A 26727-nucleotide genomic window follows, 5' to 3' on the forward strand; every position below is an offset into this window, starting at 1 on the left:
CACGTGACCACTCCCGCACGCAACACCACCCTCACCTCGAACACGCCCGTCGGCGCGCCGCGCGCGCCCGGTGCACCCGCGCCGCTGATACTGCCCGCGCGGCCCGAACCACTGGCGCTGCACGCGAGCGACTCGGCGCTGATCGTCGTCGACATGCAGAACGCCTACGCCTCCATCGGCGGATACGTCGATTCGGCCGGCTTCGACATCTCCGGCGCGCAGGGCACCATCGCCGGCATCGTGCGCGCCATCGCGGCGGCGCGCGCGGCGGGCATGCTGGTCGTGTTCCTGCAGAACGGCTGGGACGCGAACTACGTGGAAGCCGGCGGCCCCGGTTCGCCCAACTGGCACAAGTCGAACGCGCTCAAGACCATGCGCGCCAGGCCCGAGCTGCAGGGCAAGTTCCTCGCCAAGGGCGGCTGGGACTACGAGCTCATCGAGGAGATGAAGCCACAGCCCGGCGACATCGTCGTGCCGAAGACGCGCTACAGCGGCTTCTTCAACAGCACCCTCGACAGCACCCTGCGCTCGCGCGGCATCCGCCACCTGGTGTTCACCGGCATCGCCACCAACGTGTGCGTCGAATCGACGCTGCGCGACGCCTTCCATCTCGAATACTTCGCCGTGATGCTGGAAGACGCCACGCACGAGCTCGGCGGACCCGCCATCCAGAAGGCATCGGTCTACAACGTGGAGACCTTCTTCGGCTGGGTGTCCACGACGGAGCACTTCTGCAGCACCTTCGCGCCCTCCCTCGGTACCCAGGCCGCTCAAGCCGACCAGGCCGCCAAGGCCGAAGCGGCCGTCGCCTGATTTCCCCTTCCCACCCTCTTCGACAAGGACCCTCCACCATGCCCAAGCAAGCCATCATTCCTCCCGGCACCGGCGTTCCCATCGCTCCCTTCGTCCCCGGCACGCTCGCCGACGGCGTGCTCTACGTGTCCGGCACGCTGCCCTTCGACAAGGACAACAACGTGGTGCACGTCGGCGACGCGAGCGCGCAGGCCAGGCACGTGCTCACCACCATCAAGGGCGTGGTCGAGGCCGCCGGCGGCACCATGGACGACGTGACCTTCAACCAGATCATGCTCAAGGACTGGGCCGACTACGCGAAGATCAACGCGGTGTACGCCGAGTTCTTCCCCGGCACCAAGCCCGCGCGCTACTGCATCCAGTGCGGCCTGGTGAAGCCCGACGCGCTGGTCGAGATCGCGTCGATCGCGCACGTGGGCAAGAAGGCCTGAGCTTCATGAGCGCGCTGCACTACGAGGTGCACGGGCCGTCCGATGCAGCGGCCACGGTGCTGCTGTCGTCGGGCCTCGGCGGTTCGGCCGGCTTCTGGCAGCCGCAGCTCGGCGCGCTGACCGCCGCCGGCTACCGCGTCATCGCCTACGACCAGCGCGGCACCGGCCGCAGCCCCGCCGCGCTGCCCGAGGCCTACGCCATCGCGGACATGGCCCGCGACGTGATCGAGATACTCGACGCGACGAACACCGCGCGGTGCCATTTCGCCGGCCATGCGCTCGGCGGCCTCGTCGGACTGCAGCTTGCGCTCGACGCGCCTTCGCGCATCGCGAGCCTCGCGCTCGTCAACGCGTGGTCGAAGCCCAATCCACATTCGGCGCGCTGCTTCGATGCGCGGCTCGCGCTGCTCGGCGCATGCGGCCCGCGCGCGTACGTCGAGGCGCAGCCGATCTTTCTCTATCCCGCCGCCTGGGCCGCCGAGAACGCGCAGCGCGTGGCCGACGAAGTCGATCACGCCTTCGCGCACTTCCCGGGCGAATCCAACATGCGGGCGCGCATCGCCGCGCTGCGCGCCTTCGACATCGACGCCCGCCTCGCCGACATCGTCGCGCCCGCATTGATCGCAGCGGCCAGGGACGACACGCTCGTGCCCTGGACCTGCTCGCAGCGCCTGGCCGATGGCCTGCGCGACGTCACGCTCGACTTCATGCCGCACGGCGGCCATGCCCACAGCGTGACAGAGGCCGACGCCTTCAACCGCAGCCTGCTCGACTTTCTCTCGCGGGTCAGTGCACCCGCCGTTCCAGCATGACCCTCAAGAACACCCTCGACGACGCCGCGCTGTCGCTGCTCTTCACCGGCGCGCGCACCCACAACGGCTGGACCGACGAGCCCGTCACCGACGCGCAGCTCGCGCAGATCTACGCGCTCGCGAGCCTCGGCCCCACATCGGCCAACTGCTCCCCCGCGCGCTTCGTCTTCGTGCGCACGCCCGAAGGCAAGGAGCGCCTCGCGCCGGCGCTCTCCAAGGGCAACCTCGAAAAGACCATGACCGCGCCCGTCACCGTCATCGCCGCGTGGGACCGCAAGTTCTACGACAGGCTGCCCACGCTGTTCCCGCACGCCGACGCGCGCAGCTGGTTCACCGGCAGCCCCGAGGCCGCGCACGAGACTGCCTTCCGCAACGCCAGCCTGCAGGCGGGCTACCTGCTGCTCGCGGCGCGCGCGGTCGGGCTCGATGCGGGCCCGATGTCGGGCTTCGACAAGGCGAAGGTCGACGCGGCCTTCTTCGAGGGCACCGACTGGACCGTCAACTTCCTCATCAACCTCGGCCATGGCGACACGTCGAAGCTGTTCGGCCGCCTGCCGCGGCTGGCCTTCGACGAGGCCTGCCTGCTGGCCTGAAGGAGTCACGCGAGATGCTGCACAACGCCATGGCCTCGAACCCTGCTTCATCGTCACCCAACCCAGCCCTGCTTCCGCAGGGCCTGCAGAAGGCCGACTACCGCAACGCGATGGCGCGGCTGGGCGCGGCGGTGAACATCATCACCACCGACGGCCCCGCAGGCCGCGCGGGCTTCACCGCATCGGCCGTGTGCAGCGTGACCGACGAGCCGCCGACGCTGCTGGTGTGCCTCAACCGTTCGGCCTCGGTGTACCCGGCGTTCAAGGCCAACGGGGTGCTGTGCGTCAATGTGCTGGCGGCCGGGCACCAGTCGCTGTCCACGCTATTCGGCGGCAAGACGCCGATGGACGAGCGCTTCGCCGCGGCCCGCTGGAGCAGCAAGACCACCGGCTCGCCGGTGCTCGACGATGCGGCCGTGTCCTTCGACTGCCGCGTGGTGCACGCGACAAGCGCAGGCACGCACGATGTCCTGTTCTGCGAGGCCGTCTCGATCGCCATCGGCGGTGCGGCGCAGGGCCTCATCTACTTCGATCGCCGGTATCACGAGATCGCTGCGCCGCCGCAGCACTGATTCGTTTTATCCCCTCTCCCCTCGGGGAGAGGGTTAGGGTGAGGGGCAACGGCGCTCGCAGGAGCAGCAGTGACTTTCAGGCCGCCACCCTCACCCCAGCCCTCTCCCAAGGGGAGAGGAAGCAGGCCTCAGCGCGGCACGATGCCCTGCAGCACGATGCGCTGAACGTTCTCCACCGCACGCTCGAAGAAGGCTTCGTCTTCCAGCGTATGCCCCGACAGCGCCTGCACCTGCACGCCGAAGTCCGCGTAGTGCTGCGTCATTGCCCACAGCCCGAAGATCAGGTGGTGCGGATCGACCGGCGCCAGCTTGCCCGCATCGATCCATGCGCGGATCACTTCCGATTTCTTCTCCACCAGCGTGCGCAGTTCGCGATCGAGTTCGTCGCGCAGCAGCGGTGCGCCCTGGATCATCTCCAGGCAGAAGAGCCGCGACGCATCGGGCCGGTCGCGCGAGATCACCAGCTTGCGGCGGATGTAGCCGCCGATGGCCTCGACCGGGTCCTGCTCGGCGCTGAAGCCGCGCAGCGGTTCGAGCCACAGCGCGAGCAGGTCGCGCAGCACGTTGACGTAGAGCTCTTCCTTGTTGGCGAAGTAGTAGAGCAGGTTGCTCTTCGACACATCGGCGCGCGCGGCCACCTGGTCGATGGAGGTGCCATGCAGGCCGAAGCGCGAGAACAGCCCCAGCGCCGCGCCGAGGATCGCGCTGCGCTTGTCCTCGATCTGGCGCAGCCTGCGGTTCACCGCGGACGCGCTGCGCACCGCAGGCTTCGCGCGCTTGCGTGCGGGACTCTCCTTGCTGGCGCTCGCGGCCAGTGCTTTGGTCTTCGGCATCTTCCCTCGATCCTCCCTCGTTCGTTCGTTCGATCGGTCGGTCCTGCCTCGGCAGGCGTTACGGCGCACCACTGTAAGGCCGTGGTGCATCGCCTTGCGCCGCGACCGCCTTCGCGGCACGGCAATTCGCACCATGCTGACGCGACGGATGGGTTTTGTCCATTTGGTCCAACTGGCACAGACGTTGCATGGCGAAAGGCATGCCAAGCAAGAGGAACCTGCCATGACCCTGCTTTCCGTACCCATCATCGATCTCGCGCCCTACTTCGCCGGCACCGCCGAAGGCAAGGCGGAGGTAGCGAAGAAAGTCGACGAGGCCTGCCGCAGCATCGGCTTCCTCGTCATCACCAACCACGGCATCTCGCCCGAGCTGATCTCGCGCGTGTCGTCGCTCTCGCGCAAGTTCTTCGACATGCCCCTGGGCGAGAAGCGCAAGGTCGATCGTCCGCGCGAAGACGCTGTGCGCGGCTACAGCGCGGTGGGCGAGGAAGGCCTCTCCTACAGCCTGGAGGAAGCGGCACCGGGCGACCTGAAGGAGTCGTTCTCCATCGGCCCCTCGAACGTGCCGGACGACGACTACCACCGCGGCCCCGCCGCAGGCCCGCACTTCGAGCCCAACAGCTGGCCGCCGCTCGAGGGCTTCAAGGAGGCCTACGAGCAGTACTTCGAGGCGATGAGCGATCTCTCGCGCTCGCTGATGCGCGTCTTCGCGCTCGGCCTCTCGCTGCCCGAGACCTTCTTCGACGACAAGATCGACAAGCACATCAGCATGTTCCGCGTGCTGAGCTACCCGCCCCAGCGCGAGCAGCCGCTGCCCGGACAGCTGCGCGCGGGCGCGCACAGCGACTACGGCAGCCTCACCATCGTGCTGCCCGACGACAAGGGCCTGCAGGTGTTCAACAAGGCCGGCCAGTGGGTGGACGTGCCGCAGGTCGAGGGCGGCCTGGTGGTCAACATCGCCGACCTCATGATGCAGTGGACCAACGACCAGTGGGTGTCGACGCTGCACCGCGTGATCAACCCGCCCTTCGAGGTGGCGAGCACCAACCGCCGCCAGTCGCTGGTGTTCTTCCACCAGCCCAACTACGACGCGATGGTCGAGTGCCTGCCGAGCTGCCTCGCGCCGGGCGAGCAGCCGAAGTACGCGCCCATCTCATCGGGCGACCACCTCACCTCCAAGTTCGTCAAGCAGACGACCTTCGGCGGCACCAAGGTCGCGGCCTGAATCCTCGGAGGCGCCCGGATCACATGGCCCACCTGTCCTACGTCAACGTCTTCGCGAAGGACGTGGTCGCGCTCAGCGGCTTCTACCAGCGCGTGTTCGGCTTCAAGGAGATCGAGGCGATCCGCTCGCCCATCTTCCGCGGGCTGGACACCGGCAAGTCGAGCCTCGGCTTCAACGCGCTCGATGCCTACGAGCTGCTGCACCTGAGCGAGTTCTCCGACACGCGCGGCGTGAAGTTCCTGCTGAACATCGACGTCGACAGCCAGGCCGACGTCGACCGCATGGTGCCCGTCGCGCTCGAGGCCGGCGCCACGCTCGTGAAGGCGCCCTACGTCACCTACTACAACTGGTACCAGTCGGTGCTGCTCGATCCCGAGGGCAACGTGTTCCGCATCAATTTCATGATGTAGCGGCGCGCGGCCCTCGCCTCTCTTCTCTCGCTTCTGCTTTTCCCTCCCCCGTCTTCACGCTCCTCACGAAAGGTTGCTCCATGCCGCGCATTTCCTCCAACGGCCCGGCCCTCGGCCTGGCACTGACGCTCGCAGCCTGCGGCGCCTCGTTCTCGCTGCCGGCCGCCGCCGACGGCTTCACGCTGAAGGACAAGCCGAAGATCGCGATGCTCTACTTCGGCCCCAAGAACGACGGCGGCTGGACGCAGGCCTTCGACGAGGCCCGCGTGAAGATCGAGAAGGAGATCGGCCAGAAGATCCAGTTCGTGGAGAACGTGCCCGAGGACGCGTCGGCCATCAAGCCCGCGGCCGAGAAATTCATCCAGCGCGGCGCCAACATCGTGATCGGCACCGCCTTCGGCTACTCCGACAGCTTCAAGGACCTGGCCGCCAAGTACCCCGACGTGGCCTTTCTCAACGGCTCTGGCACCACCAACGGCAGCAACCTCGAGTCGTTCTACGGCCGCACCTACGAGAGCCAGTACCTCTGCGGCATGGCCGCCGGTGCCGCATCGAAGACCGGCAAGCTCGGCTTCGTCGCGGCCAACCCCTTCGGCGTGGTGAACTGGACCATCAACGCCTTCGCGCTCGGCGCGCAGAAGATGAACCCCAACGCCACCGTCAATGTGATCTACACCGGCGCGTGGAACGACCCGGTGAAGGAGCGCGCAGCCGCCGCTGCGCTCATCGACCAGGGCGCCGACGTGATCGGCCAGCACGTGGACAGCCCCACGCCGCAGATCGTCGCGCAGGAGCGCGGCGTGTACGGCACCGGCCACCATCGCGACCTGCGCCAGTTCGCACCCAAGGCAACGCTGTGCTCCTCCGTGTGGGTGTGGGACCGCTTCCTGACGCCGGAGCTCAAGAAGATCATGGCCGGCGGCTGGAAGCCAGCGCAGTACGGCGCCTTCATCGAGATGAAGGACGGCGGCACCGACATCGCCGGCTTCGGCCCGGCCGTGCCCAAGGACAAGGCCGCCCTCATCACCGCCGAGCGCGACGCGATCATGAAGGGCAAGCAGATCTACGCCGGCCCGCTCGCCGACCGCGACGGCAAGGAGCGCGTGGCCAAGGGAGCCGTTCTTTCGGACGCCGACCTCTGGAAGATGGACTGGTTCGTCAAGGGCGTGGTCACGCAGAAGTAGGCCCGCAGACAAGGCAAGGCCGCACATGCCCAACGCGCTCGAACTCACCGGCATCCGCAAGTCCTTCGACGGCTTCGCGGCTCTGACCGACGCCCACTTCGCAGCGCGCTGGGGCGAGGTGCACGCGCTGCTCGGCGAGAACGGCGCAGGCAAGTCGTCGCTGATGAACATCGCGGCCGGGCTCTACGCGCCCGAAGCCGGGCAGCTGCTGGTGGACGACAACGCGGTGCGATTCGCCGGGCCGCGCGATGCGGCGAAGCACCGCATCGGCATGGTCCACCAGCATTTCAAGCTGGTGCGGCCCTTCACGGTGGCACAGAACATCCTGCTCACCGCGCCGCCGCCGGCGGAGTTCCAGAGCCATGGCGAGCGGCTGCGCGAGATCACGCGCGACATCCGCAACAAGGCCGCGGAGCTGGGCTTCGACATCGATCCGTCGAAGCGCGTCGATGCGCTGTCGGTCGCCGAGCAGCAGCGCGTGGAGATCCTCAAGGTGCTGCTGGCGGGCGCGCGCATCCTGATCCTGGACGAGCCCACGGCCGTGCTGACCGACCAGGAGGCCGCGCGCCTGCTGCAGACGGTGCAGGGCCTGGCGCGCAAGGGCTCGGCGGTGGTGCTGGTCACGCACAAGATGGCCGACGTGAAGACCTACGCCGACCGCGTGACGGTGATGCGCGGCGGCCGCACGGTGGCCACGCTGAAGCCGGAAGAAGCGTCGGTGGCCGAGCTGGTGAAGCTCACCGTGGGCGAATCGATCGCCGCGCAGGGCTTCCAGCCCTCTGCGGCGCCTCGCGGGCCGGTGCGCCTTTCGGTGCGCGGGCTGCGCACGCCGGCCTCGCCCGAGGGCCGCCGCGTGCTCGACGGCGTGGACCTCGAACTGCATGCCGGCGAGATCTACGGCCTCGCCGGCGTGGGCGGCAACGGACAGGGCGAGCTGGCGGGCGCGATCATGGGCCTGGACGGCGAACCCACCGAAGGCGAGATGCGGCTCGAAGGCCATGGCGACCTGAAGACCATGCCCGCCTCGGTGCGCCGGAGCATCGGCATCGCGGCCATTCCCGCCGACCGCTACGGGCTCGCGCTCGCGGGCGGCCTCTCGGTGGCCGAGAACTACGCCATCGGCCGCGTGCACACCGGCCGCTACGGCCCCGTGTGGCGCCTGCGCCGCGGCCGCATCCAGAGCGACACGCAGGAAGCGGTGCGCGCCTTCGACGTGCAGGGCGTGCGCTCGGTCGCGCAGAAGGCGGCGCTGCTCTCGGGCGGCAACGCGCAGAAGCTGGTGCTGGCGCGCGAGTTCGGCAAGTCGCCCACGCTGGTGCTCGCGCACAGCCCGAGCCGCGGGCTCGACGTGCGCGCCAGCGCCGAGGTGCACGCCAGGCTGCGCGCCGCACGCGACAGCGGCGCGGCGGTGCTGCTCATCAGCGAGGACCTCGACGAGGTGCTGCAGCTCGCCGACCGCGTCGGCGTGATGACGCGCGGTCGCATCGCCGGCGAGTTCGCGCAGCCCGCGGACCGGCAGGCCATCGGACAGGCGATGGTGGACCATGGCTGACGCATCCCTCATGGCCGACATGGCAGCTCCCTCTTCCACATCCTCCACGCCTTCCAAGGCATCTGCTGCCGTCGCGCACGAGGTGCCGCGCACGGTGCAGCCCGTGCAACCGCTGGCACGCCGCCGCTACGCGCTCGAGATCCGCCAGCACATGCCGTGGCGCTGGCAGGCGCTGATCCTTGCGGCCGCGCTGCTCGCGGGCTTCGCGATCTCGGCGGCGATCCTCATCGCGGCGGGCGTACCCGCCGACGAGCTCGCCAACGAGTTCGTGACCCAGACCTTCTTCGACGGCCAGAACTTCCGCGCCGTGCTCTTCCAGGCCGCGCCGATGATCCTCGTCGGCCTCGCGGGCTGCGTCGCCTTCCGTGCGCGTTTCTGGAACCTCGGGCTCGAAGGCCAGATGATCTGGGGCGCCATCGGCGCGACCACCATCTCGATGTGGCAGATCGGCCCCGAGAACCTGCGCCTGCCGCTCATGTTCGTCGCGGCCATCGGCTGCGGGCTGATGTGGGTGCTGGGGCCCGCGTGGCTCAAGCTCAAGCTCGGCGTGAACGAGATCATCTCAACGCTGATGCTCAACTACATGGCAGCCAACTTCCTGCTGCACCTGGTCTACGGCAGCTGGAAGGACCCGAAGGACAACTTCCCCTACTCGCCGCAGTTCCGCGCCTTCGAGCGGCTGCCCGAGCTGGGCGCGGGCATCGGCAGCTCGATCCTGCTGGCGGGCGTCGTCGCGCTGCTGGCGTGGTGGCTCGCGAGCGTGAGCCGCATGGGCCTGTACCTGCGCTTCGTCGACGCCAACCCGCGCATGGCGCACGCCAGCGGCGTGCCTGTGCGGCGCACCATCTACGGCGCGGTGCTGCTGTCGGGCGCGATGGCCGGGCTCGCGGGCTTCGCGGTGGCGGCGGGGCAGGAAGGTCGCCTCACGCAGGCCTTCTACCAGGGCTACGGCTTCTCGGGCATCCTCATCGCCTTCCTCGCGCGCAACAACCCGCTGGCGGCCACGGTGGTGGCGCTGCTGGTGGCGGCGCTCTTCGTCACCGGGCGCAGCCTGCAGGTGTTCTACCAGGTGCCGTTCTCGATGGTGCAGCTGATCCAGGCGGTGATCGTGGTGTGCGTGGCGTCGAGCGACTTCTTCATCCGCCACCGGCTGCGCCGCGTGGGCGGGGAGGCCGTGCAATGACAGGCGGCATCGTCCTCAACTGGCTCGCGAGCACGCCGGACTTCGCGGTGCCCTATGCGCTCGCCGCGCTCGGTCTCATCATCTGCGAGCGCGCGGGTGTGCTCGCACTCGGCGCCGAGGGACTGATGCTGGTCGGCGCGCTGGCCGGCATCGGCGCGCAGATCGTGATCGGCCAGCCGGCCGTGTCGCTGGTGCTCGCGATGCTGGCTGCCAGCGTGGTGTCGGTGCTGTTCGCGGTGATGGTGATCTGGCTGCGCGTGAACCAGGTGATCGCCGGGCTCGCGCTGGTGTTCTTCTGCCAGGGGCTCACCGCGCTGGTGGGCTCGATGGCCGAGTGGACCAACCATGCGACCGAAGGCATCGGCACGATGGGCCTGTGGCCGCTGTCGATGCTGCCCGGCGTGGGCCGGATCTTCGAGCAGAACGCGATGGTGTGGCTCACGCTGCCGATCTTCGGCGCGGTGGCGTGGTTCTTCGCGCGCAGCTCGGCCGGCCTGCGGCTGCGCGCGGTGGGCGAGAACCCGCAGGCGGCCGACGCGGCGGGCATCCGCGTGACGGCATGGCGCTTCGCGGCGGTGCTCGCGGGCTCGGCGCTGGTGGGGCTGGCGGGTGCCTACATCTCGGTGGTCAGCACCAAGCTGTGGATCGCCGGCATGACCGGCGGCCGCGGCTGGATCGCCGTGGGCCTCGTGATCTTCGCTCGCTGGTCGCCGTGGAAGGCGCTCGTCGGCGCGCTGCTCTTCGGCTGCATCGAGGCGCTGATTCCCCAGCTGGCCGCCGCCGGCGTGCAGCTGCCGCAGTACTTCGTGATGATGACGCCGTATGCGGTGACGCTCGGCGTGATGGTGTGGGTCGCGCTCTCGCGGCGCGGCGCCGATGAAGAGCCCGGCGCGCTGGGCCAACCCTACGTGAGAGAAGAGCGCCGATGAAGGCCTGGGTCTACAACGAAGAGCGCGAGCTCGACGCGGCGAAGTTCGCCGACTACCTCAATCCCGCCACCACCGCTGTCGTCTCCATCGACATGCACCGCGGCCACCTCGACGACAGCCCCGACTGCCCCTGCCCCGCGCCGCGTGCGCGCGACGTGGTGGCGCCCATCGACGGCTTCCACGACGCGGTGCGCGCGCTGGGCGTGCGCATCGTGCACGTCAGGTCGGTGCTGCGGCCCGGCGGGGTGGACGACATCAACGGCATTCCGTCGGCATGGCGGCGCACCTTCCCGCTGCACGTTGGCGAGATCCCGAACGCCGACGCGCACGCCATCGAAGGCTCGAAGTGGACCGAGTGGGTCACGCGCGTGGAGCCCGGCGACATGCGCGTAGACGGCAAGCGCCGGCTCTCGGCCTTCTATCCGACCGACCTCGACTTCCTGCTGCGCAACCAGCGCATCGAGACCGTTGTGCTCGACGGCGGCTTCACCGACTGCTGCGTGCTCAACACCGCCTTCGACGCCAGCAACCGCAACTACCGCGTGATCGTGCTGCGCGACCTGGTGCGCGGCACCGACGCGCACCTGGAGGGCGCGGCGCTGGCGATGGTGTCGCTGCACCTGGGGCTGGTGATGGACTCGCGCGAGCTGCTCGACCAATGGGGCGGCGCGCCCCGCCATGGCTCTTCTCCTTCTCCATCCCTTTCCTGAGATCCGACGCCCGATGCCGAACTCCATTCCCCTCGTCGACCTCGGCGGCAACCTCGACCCGAGCACCCCCGCGGCCAAGACTTCCGCCTTGCAGCTGCACGAAGCGCTGAGCACCATCGGCTTCGCCTACATCTCGGGCCACACCGTGCGGCGCGCCACGCGGGACGCGGCCTTCGCGGCTTCCCGCGAATTCCACGCCTCCACGCTCGAGCAGAAGCGCTCGCTCGCGATCAACGCCTTTCATCGTGGCTACATGGGCATGGCCACCTCGACCATCGTGACCTCGTCGGTGGCCAAGGTCACGCGGCCGAACATGAGCGAATCGCTGATGCTCATGCACGAGCTGCCGCCCGACGACCCGGGCCTGCTCGCCGGCCTGCCGATGCAGGGCCCGAACCAGTGGCCCGGGTGGCTGCCGGGCTTCAAGCCCGCGATGACCGCGTACGTGAGCGAAGTGGACGCGCTGGGCCGCTACATCGTGCGCCTGATCGCCATGAGCCTCGGCCTGGAGGCGCACGCGCTCGACCACCATTTCGAGCGCCCGACCACATTCCTGCGCGCGCTTCACTATCCGCCGCAGCCGCCCGTGGAGGACGACCAGATGGGCTCGGCGCCGCACACCGACTACGGAATCATCACGCTGCTCGCGCAGGACGACTCCGGCGGCCTGCAGGTGCGTCCGCGCGGCGGCGACTGGATCGAGGCGCCGCCGATTCCCGACACCTACGTGCTGAACGTCGGTGACATGCTGGCACGCTGGACCAACGACCGCTTCGTGTCCACGCCGCACCGGGTCATCAACCGCTCGGGAGGCGACCGCTACTCGCTGCCCTACTTCCTCGATCCCGGAATGGACGCGCTGATCGAGTGCCTGCCCACCTGCACCGACGCGCGGCATCCCCCGCGCTACGAGCCCGTCACCTACGGCGAATACCTGCTCGAGCGCCTCGACAAGAACTACGCCTACCGCAAGCAGGCCAACGCCTGAGCGGCCTCTCTTCCATCTTCCCCAGGACCTCCACCATGAAAAACTTCTCCCGCCGCGACTGCCTGCAAGCCATGGCGGCTGCGGCCGGCATGTCCGCACTCGCGATGCCCGGCATGTCTCTCGCCGCGCAGAGTCTCGTCGTCAACACCTACGGCGGGCGCTGGGAGAAATTCTGGCGCTCCGACCTGATGCCGATGTTCACGAAGTCGGCCGGCGTGGACACCACGCTCGACGTGGGCCTGGGCAAGAACTTCGTCGCCAACCTGCGCGCGGCAGGTGCCGCGAAGCCGCCCTACAGCATCCTGATGGTCAACGAGAACATCGCGAGCCTGGTGCGCGCCGAAGGCTACTTCGAGCCCATTCCCGCGGCCAAGGTGCCCAACCTCGCGAACGCGTACCCCATCCTGCGCAACCCGGACGACAACGGGGTGCGCGGCATCGTCTCGACCATCGGCATCGGCTATCGCAAGGACCTGGTGAAGACGCCGCCCAAGTCGTGGTCGGACCTGTGGAGCAACCCCGAGTTCAAGGGCAAGATCGGCCTCTACCAGATTGGCAACACGGCCGCGATGCTGTTCCTGCTGATGACGGCCAAGCTCTACGGCGGCTCTCAGGACGCGATCGACCGCGCCTTCGTCGAGATCAAGAAGCTGCTGCCGTTCACGCAGGCGGACTGGAGCGGAACGCTTTCGACCATGCTCACGCGCGGCGACGTGACGGTGGCGGTGATCGACTTCCCCGAGATCGTGGCGCTGCAGAAGAAGGGCGTGCCGGTGGAGATGGTCGTGCCCACCGAAGGCGTGCTGGCCTTCGAGCAGTCGTTCAACGTGCTGAAGAATGCGCCGGCCAAGGAAGAGGCCTACAAGTATCTCGACTTCATCCTGCGCGCCGACGTGCAGGAGATGATGGCCAAGGAATTCTTCACCTCGCCGACCAATGTGCGCTCCAGGCTGTCGCCCGAGCTCGCCAAGGACGTGCCGGTGAGCGGCGAGCGCATGAAGTCGATCTTCCAGTTCGACTGGACCAAGGTCAATCCGCAGGTCGCGGCCATCACCGACCGCTGGAACCGGGAGATGAAGTGAGCGCGTCCGCCCCCACCCGCACGGCGACCGGCCGGCGCACCACGCGGGTGTCGCTCGACGGCCTGCGCAAGCGCTTCGACAACGCGCCGGCACCGGCCATTGCGCACCTCGACCTGAAGACAGAGGAAGGCGAGTTCATCTCGCTGCTGGGCCCGAGCGGCTGCGGCAAGACCACCACGCTGCGCTGCGTGGCCGGGTTCGAGTTTCCCGACGAAGGCCGCGTGCGCCTGAACGACGAGGACATCACCGACCTGCCGCCGGAGAAGCGCGACATCGGCATGGTGTTCCAGAACTACGCGCTGTTCCCGCACCTCACGGTGTGGCGCAACCTCGCGTTCGGCCTGGAGATGCGGGGCATCGGCAAGGCCGAGTGCAAGCGCCGAATCGACGACGTGCTCGCGATGGTGCAGCTCACCGCGATGGCCGAGCGCTACCCGCGCCAGCTCTCGGGCGGCCAGCAGCAGCGCGTGGCGCTGGCACGCGCGCTGGTCATCGAGCCGCGACTCCTGTTGCTCGACGAACCGCTCGCCAACCTGGACGCGGTGCTGCGCGAAGACATGCGCGTGTTCATCCGCGAGTTGCAGAAGCGCGTGGGCATCACCACCCTGTATGTCACGCACGACCAGTCGGAGGCGATGGTGATGTCCGACCGCGTGGCGGTGATGCTCGGCGGCCGGCTGCTGCAGTTCGACGTGCCCGAGGCGATCTACATGCGTCCGCGCAGCGTGGAGGTGGCGCGCTTCATCGGCCGCTCGAACCTCATCGAAGGCCGCGTCGAAGGGCTCACCGACGAGCCCGGCCCGTACCCGACCTACCGCGTGAGCACGGCGCTCGGCAGCGTGCCGGCAAGCCACGACCAGCCGCTGGCGACGGGCCAGCCGGTGCACGTGACGATCCGTCCGGAGGCGATCCGCTGGCGCAACGACGGCCCCTACGCCGGGCTGGTGCAGTCTGCCTATTTCCTCGGCAGCACGGTGGAGCACATGGTGCAGTGCGCCGGCGGCCAGAGCCTGCTGGTGCAGACCTCGCCGGGCCAGCGCGCGGAGGCCGGAGCCGAGGCGGCCTTCGCCTTCGACCCGGGCCACGCCTGGATCATCGCGGCTGCGCCATGAATGCCGTGATGACGGCCGAGGCACCGGTGCACGGCGCCGACCGGCTCCATGGACGCAGGGCACGCAAGGGACGCCCGGGCCGGGGCGCGTTCTGGCTGATCGCTCCCGCGCTGGTGCTGATCGGCGTCTTCCTGGTGCTGCCGTACCTCAACATCATCGGCATGAGCCTGCGGCCCACCGCCGTGGGCGCGCCCTATGGCGCGGGCTTCACGCTCGCCAACTACGCCAACGCGCTGAGCGACGGCTACATCCTCGGGGTGCTGGCCGACACGCTGCTGCTCGGCGTCACCACGGTGCCGATCTGCCTGCTGCTGGGCTACCCCGTCGCCTACCACCTCGCACGCACGCGCTCGCGCTGGGGCGGCCTGCTGTACGTGCTGGTGCTGTCGCCATTGCTGGTGGGCGTGGTGGTGCGCAGCTTCGGCTGGCTGATCCTGCTGTCGGGCAACGGTGTCATCAACCGGGCGTTGATCGATCTCGGGCTGATATCGACGGCCCTGCAGCTCATGAACAACCGGCTGGGCGTGACGATCGCGCTGGTGCACGTGTTCCTGCCCTTCATGATCCTGCCGCTGGTGGGTGTGATCCAGAGCATCGATCCGACGCTCGAACAGGCGGCGCGCTCGCTCGGCGCCTCCCGGCTGAAGGTGTTCTGGCGGCTCGTTCTGCCGATGTCGTGGCCCGGCATACAGGCCGGCACCATCCTCGTTTTCGTGCTCACGCTCAGCGCCTACGTGACGCCGGTGATGCTCGGCGGCGCCCAGGTCAAGACGATGTCGGTGCTGGTGGTGCAGAACCTGATCGACAACTTCCAGTGGCCCGCCGGCGCGGCGCAAGCACTGGTGCTGTCGGCCTGCGGCATGGTGGCCGTGTGGCTGTACGCCCGCCTCACCGGGCGCTTCATGAAAGGCCTGCAATGACGATGAAGCGCAAGCCACTGGCCGCGCGTGCGGCCGATGCCATTGGGCTGGCCTACGTCGGCGCGGTCTACGTGTTCCTGCTGCTGCCGATCGCGGTGATCGTGCTGATGTCCCTCAACGCGGGCGAGTTCCTCACCTTCCCGCCGCAGGGGATCTCGCTGCGCTGGTTCGGCGCGCTCTTCGCCAACGAAGCCTTCATGCGCGCCATCGGCACCTCGCTGCAGGTGGCGGCCATCGCGACGGTGTGCTCGAGCGTCATCGGCGTGGCCGGCGCGCTCTACGTGGTGCGCCATGCCACGCGGCTGCGCGAGGGCCTGCGCATGATGCTGATGCTCCCGCTGATGCTGCCCGAGATCCTCACGGCGATCGCGCTGCTGTTCTTCCTGTACGCGAGCGGCATCGGCACGCGCACGATGTTCGGGCTGGTGGTGGGGCACGTGCTGGTCACGCTGCCCTATGTGTTCACCAACGTGGCGTCGGCGCTCTACAACCAGGACGGCACGCTGGAGCAGGCCGCGCGCAGCCTGGGCGCATCGCCGTGGCGCGCCTTCGTGCGCGTGACGCTGCCGCTGATCAAGCCGGGCATCATCACGGGCGCGCTGTTCGCGTTCGTGATCTCGTTCGACCTGTTCAACATGTCGCTGCTGCTCAAGGGCATCGGCATGACGACGCTGCCGCTGCAGCTGTTCGACTACCTGCGCTGGGACTTCGACCCGACGGCCGCAGCCGTGTCGACGGTGAGCATCGTGGTCACGCTGGTGGCGGTGATCTGCGTCGATCGCACCGTGGGGCTGCGCTCGCTGCGCTTCGGCTGAGGCCTAGGGCCGGAGCCACGCGCGCGCCGCGCCCTCCATGTCGCCCTGCGACGCGCGCCACACCATCTCGGGCGCGGCCACGTGCACGCCGGGCGGCGCGATGCGCAGCGTCACGTCGACCAGCTCGGCCACCTTGGCCGCGCGCACCGGCTGCTCGCTGCTGGGCACCATGAAGCGCACCACCGACAGCATCCAGGCAGCGACGCGCTCGAAGGGGTTGGCGAGCTTCGCATTCGCCGGCTTGCGCGCCGAGCGCACGAGGATCACGCGCTCGAAGCCGCAGGCCACCACCGCCTGCTCGTCGAGGCTGGCCAGGCCGCGCTTGAGCGCCTCGGGCAGCCGGCCCTGGTCGTGCGGCAGCACGATGGCCAGCGTCTGCACGCCGCACGAGCGCAGCCAGCGGGCCAGCTCTGGCAGGTCGGAGGGCTCGGGCACCCACAGCGCGCGCTCGCGGTCGTGGTACAGGCGCGGCGGGTCGAAGGCGATGATGGCGGTGTGGGCCGAGGTCGGCGGCCACTGCGCGATGGGCAGGCCGGGGCTCAGGTAGGTCTCGACGCCGCGCAGCCCGTCGCGGATCGGCTCCTTCGCGAGCACTCGGGTGTGCGCATGACGGTGGCTGCCCGCCAGCCGGCGCAGCAGCTCGGCACCCAGCGCACCGGTCGCTCCCGCGATCAGCAGCGTGCCGAAGGCGGAGGAGGCAACGGGCAATACCGCACGGTTGGCGGCTTGCAGGGCTTGCAGCGGATCAAGGGCCATGGAGCCGCCTATGCTACCTTCCGCATCTTCTGCGGAGGTAATGCAAATGATGATGAAGCGCTGGTTCCTGATCCTTGCGGCGGTCGTTTCCCTGAGCGGCTGCGGCTACAACCAGTTCCAGTCCCTCGACGAGGCCAGCAAGTCGGCCTGGAGCGAGGTCCTCAACCAGTACCAGCGGCGCGCCGACCTCGTGCCGAACATCGTGGCCACCGTCAAGGGCGAGGCCAGCTTCGAGCAGGACACGCTCACCAAGGTGGTCGAGGCGCGCGCCAAGGCCACCTCGATCCAGGTGACGCCCGAGACGCTCAACAACCCCGAGGCCTTCAACAAGTTCCAGCAGGCGCAGGGTGAACTGTCCTCGGCACTGTCGCGGCTGATGGTGGTGTCGGAACGCTACCCCGACCTGAAGGCCAACCAGGCCTTCCGCGACCTGCGCGTGACGCTGGAAGGCACCGAGAACCGCATCACCGTGGCGCGCAACCGCTACATCGAGAGCGTGCAGGAGTACAACGTGCTCGCGCGCAGCTTCCCGACCAACCTCACGGCCAAGATCTTCGGCTATGCGCCGAAGCCGAACTTCTCGGTGCAGAACGAGGCGCAGATCTCGACCCCGCCCACGGTCGACTTCAGCCCGAATAAAAAGTAACGCCCCCAGGCTTCGTGCACTTCGTGTCACTTCGCCAACCCCCTCGCCGGGGGCAACACCGGCGGACCGGCAAAGCCGGATCCGCGGTGTTCCTGGAATGGGGCGCGCGCTTGCTGGCGGCGCTGGTCGCGGGCTGGATGCTGCTGGCAGCAGGTGGTGCGCTGGCGCAGAGCCTGCTGCCGATTCCCGCGCTGACGGCGCGCGTGATCGACCAGACCGGCACGCTCGACAGCGCGCAGCGCAACGGCCTGGAGACCAAGCTCGCGGCCTTCGAGCAGCGCAAGGGCTCGCAGATCGTGGTGCTGATGGTGCCGACCACCGCGCCCGAGGACATCGCCAGCTACACGCAGCGCCTGGGCGACGCCTGGAAGGTCGGCCGCAAGGACGTCGGCGACGGCCTGCTGGTGGTGGTGGCCAAGGACGACCGCAAGATGCGCATCGCGACGGCCAAGGCGCTCGAAGGCGCGGTGCCCGATCTCGCGGCCGCGCGCATCATCGACGAGGAGATGAAGCCGCGCTTTCGCAACGGCGACTTCGCGGGCGGGCTGAACGCGGCGGTGGACCGGCTCATCGGGCTGGTCGACGGCGAGCCGCTGCCCGAGCCCTCGCGCAACTCCGGCGGCAGTGGCAACGAGGGTTTCGACTGGGAGAACCTCGCGATCTTCCTGTTCGTGGGCGTCTTCGTCGGCGCGCCGATCGCGCGCGCCGTACTCGGCAAGAAGCTGGGCACGATGGTCGTGGGCGGCGGCGTCGGGGTGGTCGTGTTCTTCATCACCACCAGCATCGTCATCGCGGTGATCGCGGGCTTCGTGGCGCTCATCGTGTCGCTGGTCGCGGGCACGGGAAGGCCTGGCGGCGGTGGAGGTGGCGGCTGGAGTTCCGGCGGGGGTGGCTGGAGCAGTGGCCGTGGCGGCGGAGGCGGTGGTTTCAGCTCCGGCGGCGGCGGCAATTTCGGCGGCGGCGGCGCGTCCGGGGACTGGTGAACACGATGCGGACCACGAACACCGAACCGAACGACGCGGGCCTCTTCGCGAAGCTGGGCCGCATCTGGCGCCACCGCTGGATCGACGAATCCGAGGTCCGGCGCGCGCTTCCTCCGGCTGCGCTGGAGCGCCTTGCGCACCGCGTGACGGCGAGCGAGCGGCGCCACAGCGGCGAGATCCGCATCTGCGTCGAGGCCGGCCTGCCGATGTCGTACCTGTGGCGCCATGCGCCGCCGCGCGAGCGTGCCGTGACGCTGTTCGGCAAGCTGCGCGTATGGGACACGGCGCACAACAACGGCGTGCTCATCTACCTGCTGCTGGCCGAACACGCCATCGAGATCGTGGCCGACCGCGGCATCGACGCGCACGTGGACGACGCCGAATGGGCCGCGATGGCACGGCGCATGAGCGCCGCCTTCCGCGAGGGCCGCTTCGAGGACGGGCTCACGCAGGCGCTGGAAGAGATCTCCGCGGTACTGGTGGAACACTTCCCGCTGGCCGAAGGCGAGCTCGACGTGAACGAGCTGCCCGACGAGCCCGTGGTGCTCTGATTCTTTCTCCCTCCCCCTCTGGGGGAGGGCGGGGGTGGGGGCACGCGGCGTCCGCACTGGGCGCCCTGCCTGCCCCCATCCCAGCCTTCCCCCAGAGGGGGAAGGAGCAAAAGTCACTCTTGGACAGGCAGCGCCCAGATGGCATCGCCGCCCACCGCATGAAAGCGCCGCCCCGGCGCCGATTCCATCAGCCACCCGCCCGTGAATTCGCCGAAGGCCGGCAGCACGGCCTGCTGCCCGTCGCTTGCGAAGCAGGGCAGCCGCACGCTGTCGCGGCCCCGGCCGTGGAGCCTGCAGACGGGATGCAGATGCCCGGCGAGCACGAAGTGCGTGGCATGCGTCTGCGGGTGGTGGCAGCAGGCGAAGGGGCCCAGCAGGAAGGGCTCGTCGACCACCTCGATGCCGAGTTCCGGCGGCGGATCGCCGGCGCGGCTGTCGTGGTTGCCGCGCACCAGGGTCATGGCGACGGCCGCATGGCGCGCACGCCAGGGCCCGACGGCGGCGAGCACCGTGCGCGCCTGCGCCGCGTGGAGGAAGTCGCCCAAGAACACGATGCGGCCGGGCGCATGCCTTTCGATCAGCGCGTCGAGCCGCGCGAGGTTCTGCTGCGTGGTGCCGCCGGGCACCGGCTGGCCGAGCGCGCGGTAGGTCGCGGCCTTGCCCAGGTGCAGGTCGGCCACGAAGAGCACCCGCTGGCCGGGCCACCAGAGCGCCCGCTGGGGCAGCAGGTGCAGCAGTTCGCCCGCCCAGTCGACGACGAGCGGCGAGGTGGATGTATCTGTATCTGGAGATCTCACCCGGCCAGTGTCGCAAAACCTGCGATTGCCTTGCAAAGGCCCTCCAGAGCCCCATCTGCCTGCAATGACCGAATCGCCACCGCTGCACATCGTCTGTCCGCACTGCCACACGACCAACCGCGTCCGCGCGGCGCAGCTGGGCAGCGCACCCGACTGCGGCAGCTGCCACCGCCCGCTGTTCACCGGCCATTCGACGGCATTGGCGGACGCCGCCACCTTCGAGCGCCACATCTCCCGCAACGAGATCCCGGTGCTGGTCGATTTCTGGGCGCCCTGGTGCGGCCCCTGCCGACAGATGGCGCCGGCCTACGAACAGGCGGCTGCCCAGTTGGAGCCGCACGTGCGGCTGGCCAAGGTCGACACCGAGGCGGTGCCCGCCCTGGGCGCTCGCTTCAACATTCGCAGCATCCCGACGCTGGCGCTGTTCCGCGGTGGCCGCGAGGTGGCGCGGCAGGCCGGCGCGATGGGCGCAGCGGACATCGTGCGCTGGGTGAAGGCGCACGGCGCGGGCTGAACCTATCTCGCATCAGAGCGGCGGCAGCGGCCTTGAGGGCCGCGACGGCCGCCTGCGGTCGCGCCGCTGGCCCACCGGCTTCGGCGGCTTGCCCGGCCCTTCCTGCCCGAAGGCGAGCGTCCCCTTCACCCGCTCCACGCCGCCTGCCGTGACCACACCGCCCGCGGCCTTCTCGAGCTGCTCGACCATGCGCGCGATGCGGTCGGCCACGTTCTCGTTCGACAGCTTCTCGCGGAACAGCTCCACCATCAGCGGAAACGAGAACGGCGTGGGCCGCACGAGCGGCTTCAGCACCAGCCGCTGCGTGGTGATGCGCTCGAGGCTCGCGCGCAGGCGGCCGATCTCGAGCTCCTGCGCCAGCAGCTCCTGCTCGGCCTGCAGCAGCAGCCTGTTGCCGGGGTCGTACTTGCGGAACACCTCCCAGAAGAGCGACGACGAAGCCTGCAGTTGCTTGCTGCTGCGCTTCTCGCCCGGATAGCCCTGGTAGATGAGGCCCGAGACGCGAGCGATCTCGCGAAAGCGCCGCTGCGCCAGTTCGCCCGCGTTGAGCGATGCCAGCACCTCGTGCAGCAGCGCCGCGCGCTGGTCTTCGCCCTCGCCCTGCGGCAGCGTCAGCACCTGCGGCAGCAGCGCCGGCCAGTCGACCTCGGTCGCGCTCAGCAGCTCGAAGCCGTAGTCGTTGACCGCGATCGAGAAGGTGCGGGCCTCGTGCTGCGCGACGCGCCACGCCAGGAGGCTCGCGAGCCCGAGGTGCACATGCCGGCCCGCGAAGGGGTAGAGGAACAGGTGCGAGCCCTCGCGCGTGCTCAGCGTTTCGGCCAGGAGCGTCTGCGGCGTGGGCAGCGCCGACCACTGCTGCTGAATCTCCAGCAGCGGGCGCACGCACTGCAGCTCGGGCGAGTCGTAGCGCCCTTCGCCGGCCTGTGCGAGCTGCTGCACCACCGCGTCTGCCAGCGTGTTCGACAGCGGCATGCGCCCGCCGCCCCAGCGCGGCACCGCAGCCCGCTTGCCGCTGGCGCGCCGCACCCAGGCCGTCATGTCGTGGATGCGCACGAGTTCGAGCAGGCGGCCGCCGAACAGGAAGCAGTCGCCAGGCTTCATGCGCGCGACGAAGCTCTCCTCCACGCTGCCGATCTTCGAGCCGCCGAGGTACTGCACCGAGATGCTCGCGTCGCTCACGATGGTGCCGATGTTCATGCGGTGCCGCCGCGCCAGGCGCGCATCGGGCACACGCCACACGCCCTCGGCATCGGGCACCACGCGCTTGTAGTCCGGGTAGGCCGCGAGCGACGGTCCGCCCTGCGCCACGAACTCCAGGCACCACTGCCAGTTCTCGCGAGAGAGGTTCTCGTAGGCGGCCGTTCCCCGCACCTCCTCGTACAGGTCGTCGGGCACGAAGCCGCCGCCCAGCGCCACCGTCACCAGGTGCTGCACCAGCACGTCGAGCGGCTGCTCGGGCGAATGGCGCGCCTCGATGTGCCCGGCCGCGATGGCGGTGCGCGCGGCCGAGCCTTCCACCATCTCCACGCTGTGCGTGGGTACGAGCGTGATGCGCGACGGCCGCCCCGGCGCATGGCCCGACCGGCCCGCGCGCTGCAGCAGCCGCGCCACGCCCTTGGGCGAGCCGATCTGCAGCACGCGCTCCACCGGCAGGAAGTCCACGCCCAGGTCGAGGCTGGAGGTGCAGACCACAGCCTTCAGCTCGCCGCTCTTCAGGCCCAGCTCTACCCACTCGCGCACCTCGCGGTCGAGCGAGCCGTGATGCAGCGCGATGAGGCCCGCCCACTCCGGCCTGGCCTCCAACATCGCCTGGTACCAGATCTCCGCCTGCGAGCGCGTGTTGGTGAAGACCAGCGTGGTGCTGCTCGCTGCGATCTCCTCGATCACCTGCGGCAGCATCGTGAGGCCCAGGTGCCCGCCCCATGGAAAGCGCTCGGCCACGCCGGGCAGCAGCGAATCGATGACGAGCTTCTTCGGCACCTGGCCCTGCACGAGCACGCCGTCCTCATGGCCCAGCAGCGCATGCATCGCCTCGTGCAGGTTGCCCAGCGTGGCCGACATGCCCCAGACCGCGAGGCCCGGGTTCCAGCGCCGCAGCCGCGCGAGCGCAAGCTGCACCTGCACGCCGCGCTTGTTGCCCAGCAGCTCGTGCCACTCGTCGACCACCGCCATGCGCACATGCCCGAGCACCTCGCGTGCATCGGCGCGCGCGAGCAGCAGCGAAAGGCTCTCGGGCGTGGTGACGAGCACCGTGGGCAGGCGCTGGTTCTGCGCGCTACGCTCGGCCGACGTGGTGTCGCCGCTGCGCGCACCGGCGCTCCATGGATGCACCCGGGCGCCCAGGGCTTCGAGCGGCTGCTGCAGGGCCCTCAGCGTGTCGGCCGCCAGCGCGCGCATCGGCGTGAGCCACAGCACGGTGAGCGGATCGGCAACGGACCGGGCGTTCGGCCGCTCATTCGCCGACGCGGCCGTCTTGCGCGCCCGCACGAAGGCCTGCAGCGCACCGAGCCACACCGCATAGGTCTTGCCCGCGCCCGTGGTGGCATGCAGCATGCCCGACCTGCCATCGGCGATCGCCTTCCAGACCTCGCGCTGGAACTTGAAAGGCTTCCATCCGCGCTCGGCGAACCATGCATCGAGCGCGGCCTTGACTGCCTTGCTCCTTCCCACTTCGGGGGAAGGTCGGGATGGGGGCAGGCGGACGTCGACGGGCAGCGCCTTCTCGGTGCGCCGCGCGCCCCCACCCCTGCCCTCCACCAGAGGGGGAGGGAGTGAAGACGGGGCTTCTGGATCGCTGCTCATTCGGGCAACAACGCCGCCAGCGTCTGAAGCGTGTCGGCCTCTTCCACCGGCTTGTCCTCGCGCCAGCGCAGCATGCGCGGAAAGCGCACCGCGATGCCGCTCTTGTGCCGCGTGCTGCGCGCGATGCCTTCGAAGCCGAGTTCGAACACCAGCGTGGGCTTCACGCTCTTCACCGGGCCGAAGCTCTCCACGGTGGTCTTGCGGATGATCGCGTCCACGCGCGCCATCTCGGCATCGGTGAGGCCCGAGTAGGCCTTGGCGAAGGGCACGAGCCTGCGGTCTTCCTGCCCGGGCGGGCCGTCCCACACCGCGAAGGTGTAGTCGCTGAAGAGGCTGGCGCGCCGGCCGTGGCCGCGCTGCGCGTAGATCAGCACCGCGTCGACGCTCAGCGGATCGATCTTCCACTTCCACCACACGCCCACGTCCTTGGTGCGGCCCACGCCGTACTGCGCGTCGCGGCGCTTGAGCATCATCCCTTCCACGCCCATGGCGCGCGCCGCCTCGCGCTGGCGCGCGAGGTCGGGCCAGTCGGAGCCGGCGAGCATCGGGCTGGGCAGCAGCGAGGGGTGGTCCATGCGCCCGACCAGTTCGTCGAGCAGCACGCGGCGCTCCGACTGCGGCAGCGCGCGCAGGTCGCGCCCCTCCCATTCGAGGATGTCGTAGGCCAGCAGCACCACCGGTATGTCGCGCAGCAGCTTGGCGCCGAGCGTCTTGCGGCCGATGCGCTTCTGCAGCTCGGCGAAGGGCTGCACGCGGCCCTCGCGCCAGACGACGATCTCACCGTCGAGCACCGTGCCGTCGGGCAGCGCCTCGCCGAGCGCGGCGAGTTCGGGGAAGCGCTCGGTCACCAGTTCCTCGCCGCGCGACCACACCCACACCGTGCCCGCGCGCGTCACCAGCTGCGCGCGGATGCCGTCCCACTTCCATTCGACGATCCAGTCCGAGGGCGGGCCCAGCACCGCGTCGAACTGCTCCAGCGGCAGGTTGAAGGGATGCGCAAGGAAGAAGGGATAGGGCTGGCCGCTGGTCTTCTGCTCCTGCTCGGTGCCCGACTCCGGAGCGATGAGCGACTGGTAGTCGGCGGCCCGCGGCCTTCCTCCGATGTGCGTGTAGCCCATGAGCCGCTGCGCCACGCGCTTGGCGTCGATGCCGCCCACGGCCGCGAGCGCCTGCGTGACCTGCAGCTTCGACACGCCGACGCGGAACGCGCCGGTGATGAGCTTGAAGTACACCAGCCGCTCCTCGGGCGCGAGCTGCCGCCACTGCGCACGCAGGCGGTCGGCAAGCTCGTCGGGCGCGTTCTTCGCGGCGTCGCGCAGCGGCAGCAGGTGCTGCTCGACCCATGCGGCAAGGCCCAGGTCGTGCGCGGCGGTGGGTGGCGGCAGCAGCAGCGCGATGGTCTCGGCCAGGTCGCCCACCGCGTCGTAGCTCTCGTCGAACAGCCACTCGGGCAGGCCCGCCGCCTCCTGCGCGAGCAGCCGCAGCAGCTTGACGGGCACCAGCTGGCGCGGCTTGCCGCCCGCGAGGAAGTAGACGGCCCAGGCCGCATCCGCCGGGTCGGCCTCGCGCAGATAGCGCTGCAATGCGGCCTGCTTGGCGAGGTTCGACGTGCTGGCGTCGAGCTCGTGATAGAGCGCGGCGAAGGCCTTCACGGCATTTCTCCTTCCCCTTCTGGGGGAAGGTCGGGATGGGGGCTCTCGGCCTCCTCATCGAGCGCCGTCTGCCCTCTCCCCTGCCCGTCCCCAGAGGAGGAGGGAGTCTCCTGATCATCTTCATCGCCGTACTCGGTCCTGAACGACTGCGCATCGAGCCCGTTCTCGGTGAGCCACCGCACCATCACCTGCACGCTGCCATGCGTGACGAACACACGCTCGGCCCCGGTGCCGGCGATGGCCTGCTGCAGGCCGGGCCAGTCGGCGTGGTCGGACATCACGAAGCCCCGGTCCACGCCGCGCCGCCTGCGCGCGCCGCGCAGCTGCATCCAGCCGCTGGCGAAGGCGTCGGCGTAGTTGCCGAAGCGCTTCATCCATGGCGAGCCCTGCGCGGAAGGAGGCGCGAGCACCAGCGCGCGCTTCAGCAGTGCGGCATCGACGCCTTCGTCTCCCACGCGCAAGGTCGGCGGCAATGCCACGCCGGCCGCCCGGTAGACGGCATTGAGCGGCTCCACCGCGCCGTGCACGACGATGGGTCCGATGCTCGCGTCCACGCCGTGCAGGATGCGCTGCGCCTTGCCGAAGGCATAGCAGAACAGCACCGAGGCGCGACCGGCTTCGGCGTTGGCGCGCCACCATGCGTCGATCTGCGCGAACAGCACCGGCTGCGTGGGCCAGCGGTAGACCGGCAGGCCGAAGGTCGATTCGGTGATGAAGGTGTCGCAGGGCACCGGCTCGAACGGCGGGCAGGTGCCGTCGGGCTCGGTCTTGTAATCGCCCGAGGCCACCCACACGCGCCCGCCGTGCTCGAGCCGCACCTGCGCCGAGCCCAGCACATGGCCCGCCGGATGCAGCGAGACGCGCACGCCGTGGTGCTCGATCACCTCGCCGTAGGGCAGCGTCTGCAGCGCGATGTCGCGGCCCAGGCGCGCGCGCAGCGTGCCGGCGCTGTCGGTGTGCGCGAGGTAGTGCCCGTGCCCGGCTCGCGCGTGGTCGGAATGCGCATGCGTGATGACGGCGCGCGCCACCGGCCGCCAGGGGTCGATGTAGAAATCGCCGGGCGGGCAGTACAGGCCCTCGGGCCTGGCGACGACGAGGAGGTCTTCTTCCTGCTTTGCGGGGGGCATGGCCCGCCATCGTAGGCGCTGGCGGGCTTCTGCGCCGCCGTGCGCCGGGCGCAAAGCGTTGTGGGCGGGCGCCTACCCGCCGGCCCGACCCGGAACGCTAGGGGCGCCTGGGGCCGTTCTTCATCATGTCGAGCACGTTCATCTTCATGCCGTTGGGCATGACCATGTCGCCCGGCTTCTGGTCGGCCTTGCAGGGGCCGAGCCACCTGGCCTCCATGGCGCTCGTTCCTTCGGCGCGGCCCATCAGCGGCGGGCTGTAGGTGGACTTGCTCTCCATGCGGTAGGCGGTCTGGAAGTCGCCGCTGATCACGGCGTGCGAGGTGGCCACCGTGTTGCCGATCTTGCAGACCGAGTCCATGACCAGCTTGCCGCCGTCCGAGCTCAGCGCCTGCTTGGAGCACATGTCCTTGCCCATGCCCTGGCCCATGTCGCGCAGCGCCTTGTCGGTGGCGGCGTCGATGCACTGCTGCACCGTGTGGGCGCCGCCGGGGCCGGCGGCCTTGCCCGCGGCTTCGCCCGCCTGGGTCCGGATTTCCCAGAGGCCGGGCTTGCGCGAGGGAAAGTCGAGCGCGAACGCGGGCGCAGCGACGAGGCCGGCGGCCAGGAAGGCCGCGATGCAGGCCCCGATGTCGGCTTCGACGGCGCACAGGCGAATCTTCATGGCGGTCTCCGGTTCCTTCGAGTGGCGAAGCCCGGGTTGTACCGTGCGCACCGCCGCGCCGGAATACCGCGATC

General features: G+C 69.6%; 28 protein-coding genes. 21 read left to right on the plus strand and 7 right to left on the minus strand.

The window, feature by feature from the left end:
* Window positions 1-3: 3 nt before the first annotated feature.
* Genes rutB through rutF form a run of 5 tightly spaced genes read left to right on the plus strand, consistent with a single transcriptional unit; the run spans window position 4 to window position 3221 of the window.
* On the plus strand, window positions 4-813 hold the full coding sequence (rutB, locus tag G369_RS0129125; RefSeq protein ID WP_019657600.1) for a pyrimidine utilization protein B: 810 nt from the start codon (window positions 4-6) through the stop codon (window positions 811-813).
* Between the two features lie 38 nt (window positions 814-851).
* Entirely contained in the window at window positions 852-1244 is a 393-nt protein-coding gene (gene rutC, locus G369_RS0129130) for a pyrimidine utilization protein C (RefSeq protein WP_019657601.1), read from the plus strand.
* A 5-nt stretch (window positions 1245-1249) separates the two neighbouring features.
* Window positions 1250-2056 carry a pyrimidine utilization protein D gene (rutD, locus tag G369_RS0129135; protein ID WP_019657602.1) on the plus strand — a complete coding sequence of 269 codons (807 nt, stop codon included), beginning with the start codon at window positions 1250-1252 and terminating at the stop codon, window positions 2054-2056.
* Entirely contained in the window at window positions 2053-2649 is a 597-nt protein-coding gene (locus G369_RS0129140; protein ID WP_019657603.1) for a malonic semialdehyde reductase, read from the plus strand. Before rutD ends, G369_RS0129140 begins: the two co-directional genes overlap by 4 nt.
* A 14-nt stretch (window positions 2650-2663) precedes the next feature.
* A complete protein-coding gene (gene rutF, locus G369_RS0129145; protein WP_019657604.1) occupies window positions 2664-3221 on the plus strand; it encodes an NADH-dependent FMN reductase RutF in 558 nt (185 codons plus the stop codon).
* A 128-nt stretch (window positions 3222-3349) separates the two neighbouring features.
* Here the strand turns inward: rutF and rutR are convergent, their stop codons facing one another.
* Window positions 3350-4054 carry an HTH-type transcriptional regulator RutR gene (rutR, locus tag G369_RS0129150; RefSeq protein WP_019657605.1) on the minus strand — a complete coding sequence of 235 codons (705 nt, stop codon included), beginning with the start codon at window positions 4052-4054 and terminating at the stop codon, window positions 3350-3352.
* A gap of 223 nt (window positions 4055-4277) precedes the next feature.
* Between rutR and G369_RS0129155 the strand changes: the two genes are divergently transcribed.
* The 12 genes from G369_RS0129155 (at window position 4278) to G369_RS0129210 (ending at window position 16164) form a co-directional block, all read left to right on the plus strand.
* Window positions 4278-5279, plus strand: coding sequence for an isopenicillin N synthase family dioxygenase (locus tag G369_RS0129155; protein WP_020723346.1), 1002 nt, complete (start codon window positions 4278-4280; stop codon window positions 5277-5279).
* A gap of 23 nt (window positions 5280-5302) precedes the next feature.
* Entirely contained in the window at window positions 5303-5689 is a 387-nt protein-coding gene (locus G369_RS0129160; protein WP_019657607.1) for a VOC family protein, read from the plus strand.
* Window positions 5690-5769: 80 nt separating this feature from the next.
* Window positions 5770-6873, plus strand: a complete 1104-nt coding sequence (locus G369_RS0129165) for a BMP family ABC transporter substrate-binding protein (RefSeq protein WP_019657608.1) — start codon at window positions 5770-5772, stop codon at window positions 6871-6873.
* 25 nt (window positions 6874-6898) lie between these two features.
* Complete coding sequence (locus tag G369_RS0129170) at window positions 6899-8425, plus strand: ABC transporter ATP-binding protein (protein WP_019657609.1); 1527 nt, start codon at window positions 6899-6901, stop codon at window positions 8423-8425.
* Entirely contained in the window at window positions 8418-9608 is a 1191-nt protein-coding gene (locus G369_RS0129175) for an ABC transporter permease (RefSeq protein WP_208604413.1), read from the plus strand. The genes G369_RS0129170 and G369_RS0129175 overlap by 8 nt, the downstream gene beginning before the upstream one ends.
* Window positions 9605-10537, plus strand: a complete 933-nt coding sequence (locus tag G369_RS0129180; protein WP_019657611.1) for an ABC transporter permease — start codon at window positions 9605-9607, stop codon at window positions 10535-10537. The genes G369_RS0129175 and G369_RS0129180 overlap by 4 nt, the downstream gene beginning before the upstream one ends.
* Window positions 10534-11247, plus strand: coding sequence for a cysteine hydrolase family protein (locus G369_RS0129185; RefSeq protein ID WP_019657612.1), 714 nt, complete (start codon window positions 10534-10536; stop codon window positions 11245-11247). Before G369_RS0129180 ends, G369_RS0129185 begins: the two co-directional genes overlap by 4 nt.
* 13 nt (window positions 11248-11260) lie before the next feature.
* On the plus strand, window positions 11261-12235 hold the full coding sequence (locus tag G369_RS0129190; RefSeq protein WP_019657613.1) for an isopenicillin N synthase family dioxygenase: 975 nt from the start codon (window positions 11261-11263) through the stop codon (window positions 12233-12235).
* A 35-nt stretch (window positions 12236-12270) separates the two neighbouring features.
* Complete coding sequence (locus tag G369_RS0129195; RefSeq protein WP_019657614.1) at window positions 12271-13317, plus strand: ABC transporter substrate-binding protein; 1047 nt, start codon at window positions 12271-12273, stop codon at window positions 13315-13317.
* Window positions 13314-14429, plus strand: coding sequence for an ABC transporter ATP-binding protein (locus tag G369_RS0129200; protein ID WP_019657615.1), 1116 nt, complete (start codon window positions 13314-13316; stop codon window positions 14427-14429). The genes G369_RS0129195 and G369_RS0129200 overlap by 4 nt, the downstream gene beginning before the upstream one ends.
* Entirely contained in the window at window positions 14426-15349 is a 924-nt protein-coding gene (locus tag G369_RS0129205) for an ABC transporter permease (RefSeq protein WP_019657616.1), read from the plus strand. The genes G369_RS0129200 and G369_RS0129205 overlap by 4 nt, the downstream gene beginning before the upstream one ends.
* Window positions 15350-15351: 2 nt before the next feature.
* Window positions 15352-16164 (plus strand): ABC transporter permease, encoded by an 813-nt coding sequence (locus G369_RS0129210; RefSeq protein WP_157773815.1) that lies wholly within the window; start codon window positions 15352-15354, stop codon window positions 16162-16164.
* Window positions 16165-16167: 3 nt separating this feature from the next.
* On the opposite strand, the gene G369_RS0129215 is transcribed toward G369_RS0129210, so the two are convergent.
* A complete protein-coding gene (locus G369_RS0129215; RefSeq protein WP_019657618.1) occupies window positions 16168-16920 on the minus strand; it encodes a hypothetical protein in 753 nt (250 codons plus the stop codon).
* Between the two features lie 46 nt (window positions 16921-16966).
* Between G369_RS0129215 and G369_RS0129220 the strand changes: the two genes are divergently transcribed.
* From G369_RS0129220 to G369_RS0129230, 3 genes are all read left to right on the plus strand, one after another.
* Window positions 16967-17566, plus strand: coding sequence for a LemA family protein (locus tag G369_RS0129220; RefSeq protein WP_019657619.1), 600 nt, complete (start codon window positions 16967-16969; stop codon window positions 17564-17566).
* A gap of 137 nt (window positions 17567-17703) precedes the next feature.
* On the plus strand, window positions 17704-18549 hold the full coding sequence (locus G369_RS0129225) for a TPM domain-containing protein (RefSeq protein WP_051127669.1): 846 nt from the start codon (window positions 17704-17706) through the stop codon (window positions 18547-18549).
* A 5-nt stretch (window positions 18550-18554) separates the two neighbouring features.
* Entirely contained in the window at window positions 18555-19100 is a 546-nt protein-coding gene (locus G369_RS0129230; protein WP_026346736.1) for a TPM domain-containing protein, read from the plus strand.
* A 113-nt stretch (window positions 19101-19213) separates the two neighbouring features.
* Here G369_RS0129230 and pdeM read toward each other — a convergent pair whose 3' ends face one another.
* Window positions 19214-19987 carry a ligase-associated DNA damage response endonuclease PdeM gene (gene pdeM, locus G369_RS0129235; RefSeq protein ID WP_080647937.1) on the minus strand — a complete coding sequence of 258 codons (774 nt, stop codon included), beginning with the start codon at window positions 19985-19987 and terminating at the stop codon, window positions 19214-19216.
* Here pdeM and trxC point away from each other — a divergent pair.
* On the plus strand, window positions 19962-20411 hold the full coding sequence (trxC, locus tag G369_RS0129240) for a thioredoxin TrxC (RefSeq protein ID WP_019657623.1): 450 nt from the start codon (window positions 19962-19964) through the stop codon (window positions 20409-20411). The genes pdeM and trxC overlap by 26 nt on opposite strands.
* Window positions 20412-20423: 12 nt before the next feature.
* Here trxC and G369_RS0129245 read toward each other — a convergent pair whose 3' ends face one another.
* From G369_RS0129245 to G369_RS0129260, 4 genes are all read right to left on the minus strand, one after another.
* Window positions 20424-23213, minus strand: coding sequence for a ligase-associated DNA damage response DEXH box helicase (locus G369_RS0129245; RefSeq protein ID WP_051127663.1), 2790 nt, complete (start codon window positions 23211-23213; stop codon window positions 20424-20426).
* A complete protein-coding gene (locus tag G369_RS0129250; protein WP_019657625.1) occupies window positions 23210-24865 on the minus strand; it encodes an ATP-dependent DNA ligase in 1656 nt (551 codons plus the stop codon). The genes G369_RS0129245 and G369_RS0129250 overlap by 4 nt, the downstream gene beginning before the upstream one ends.
* Window positions 24862-25992 (minus strand): ligase-associated DNA damage response exonuclease, encoded by a 1131-nt coding sequence (locus tag G369_RS0129255; protein WP_019657626.1) that lies wholly within the window; start codon window positions 25990-25992, stop codon window positions 24862-24864. Before G369_RS0129255 ends, G369_RS0129250 begins: the two co-directional genes overlap by 4 nt.
* A 97-nt stretch (window positions 25993-26089) precedes the next feature.
* Window positions 26090-26653 carry a DUF3617 domain-containing protein gene (locus G369_RS0129260; protein WP_019657627.1) on the minus strand — a complete coding sequence of 188 codons (564 nt, stop codon included), beginning with the start codon at window positions 26651-26653 and terminating at the stop codon, window positions 26090-26092.
* Window positions 26654-26727 lie beyond the last annotated feature (74 nt).

This window comes from Variovorax atrisoli 110B (genome assembly GCF_000382045.1).
Taxonomy (GTDB): Bacteria; Pseudomonadota; Gammaproteobacteria; order Burkholderiales; family Burkholderiaceae_C; genus Variovorax; species Variovorax atrisoli.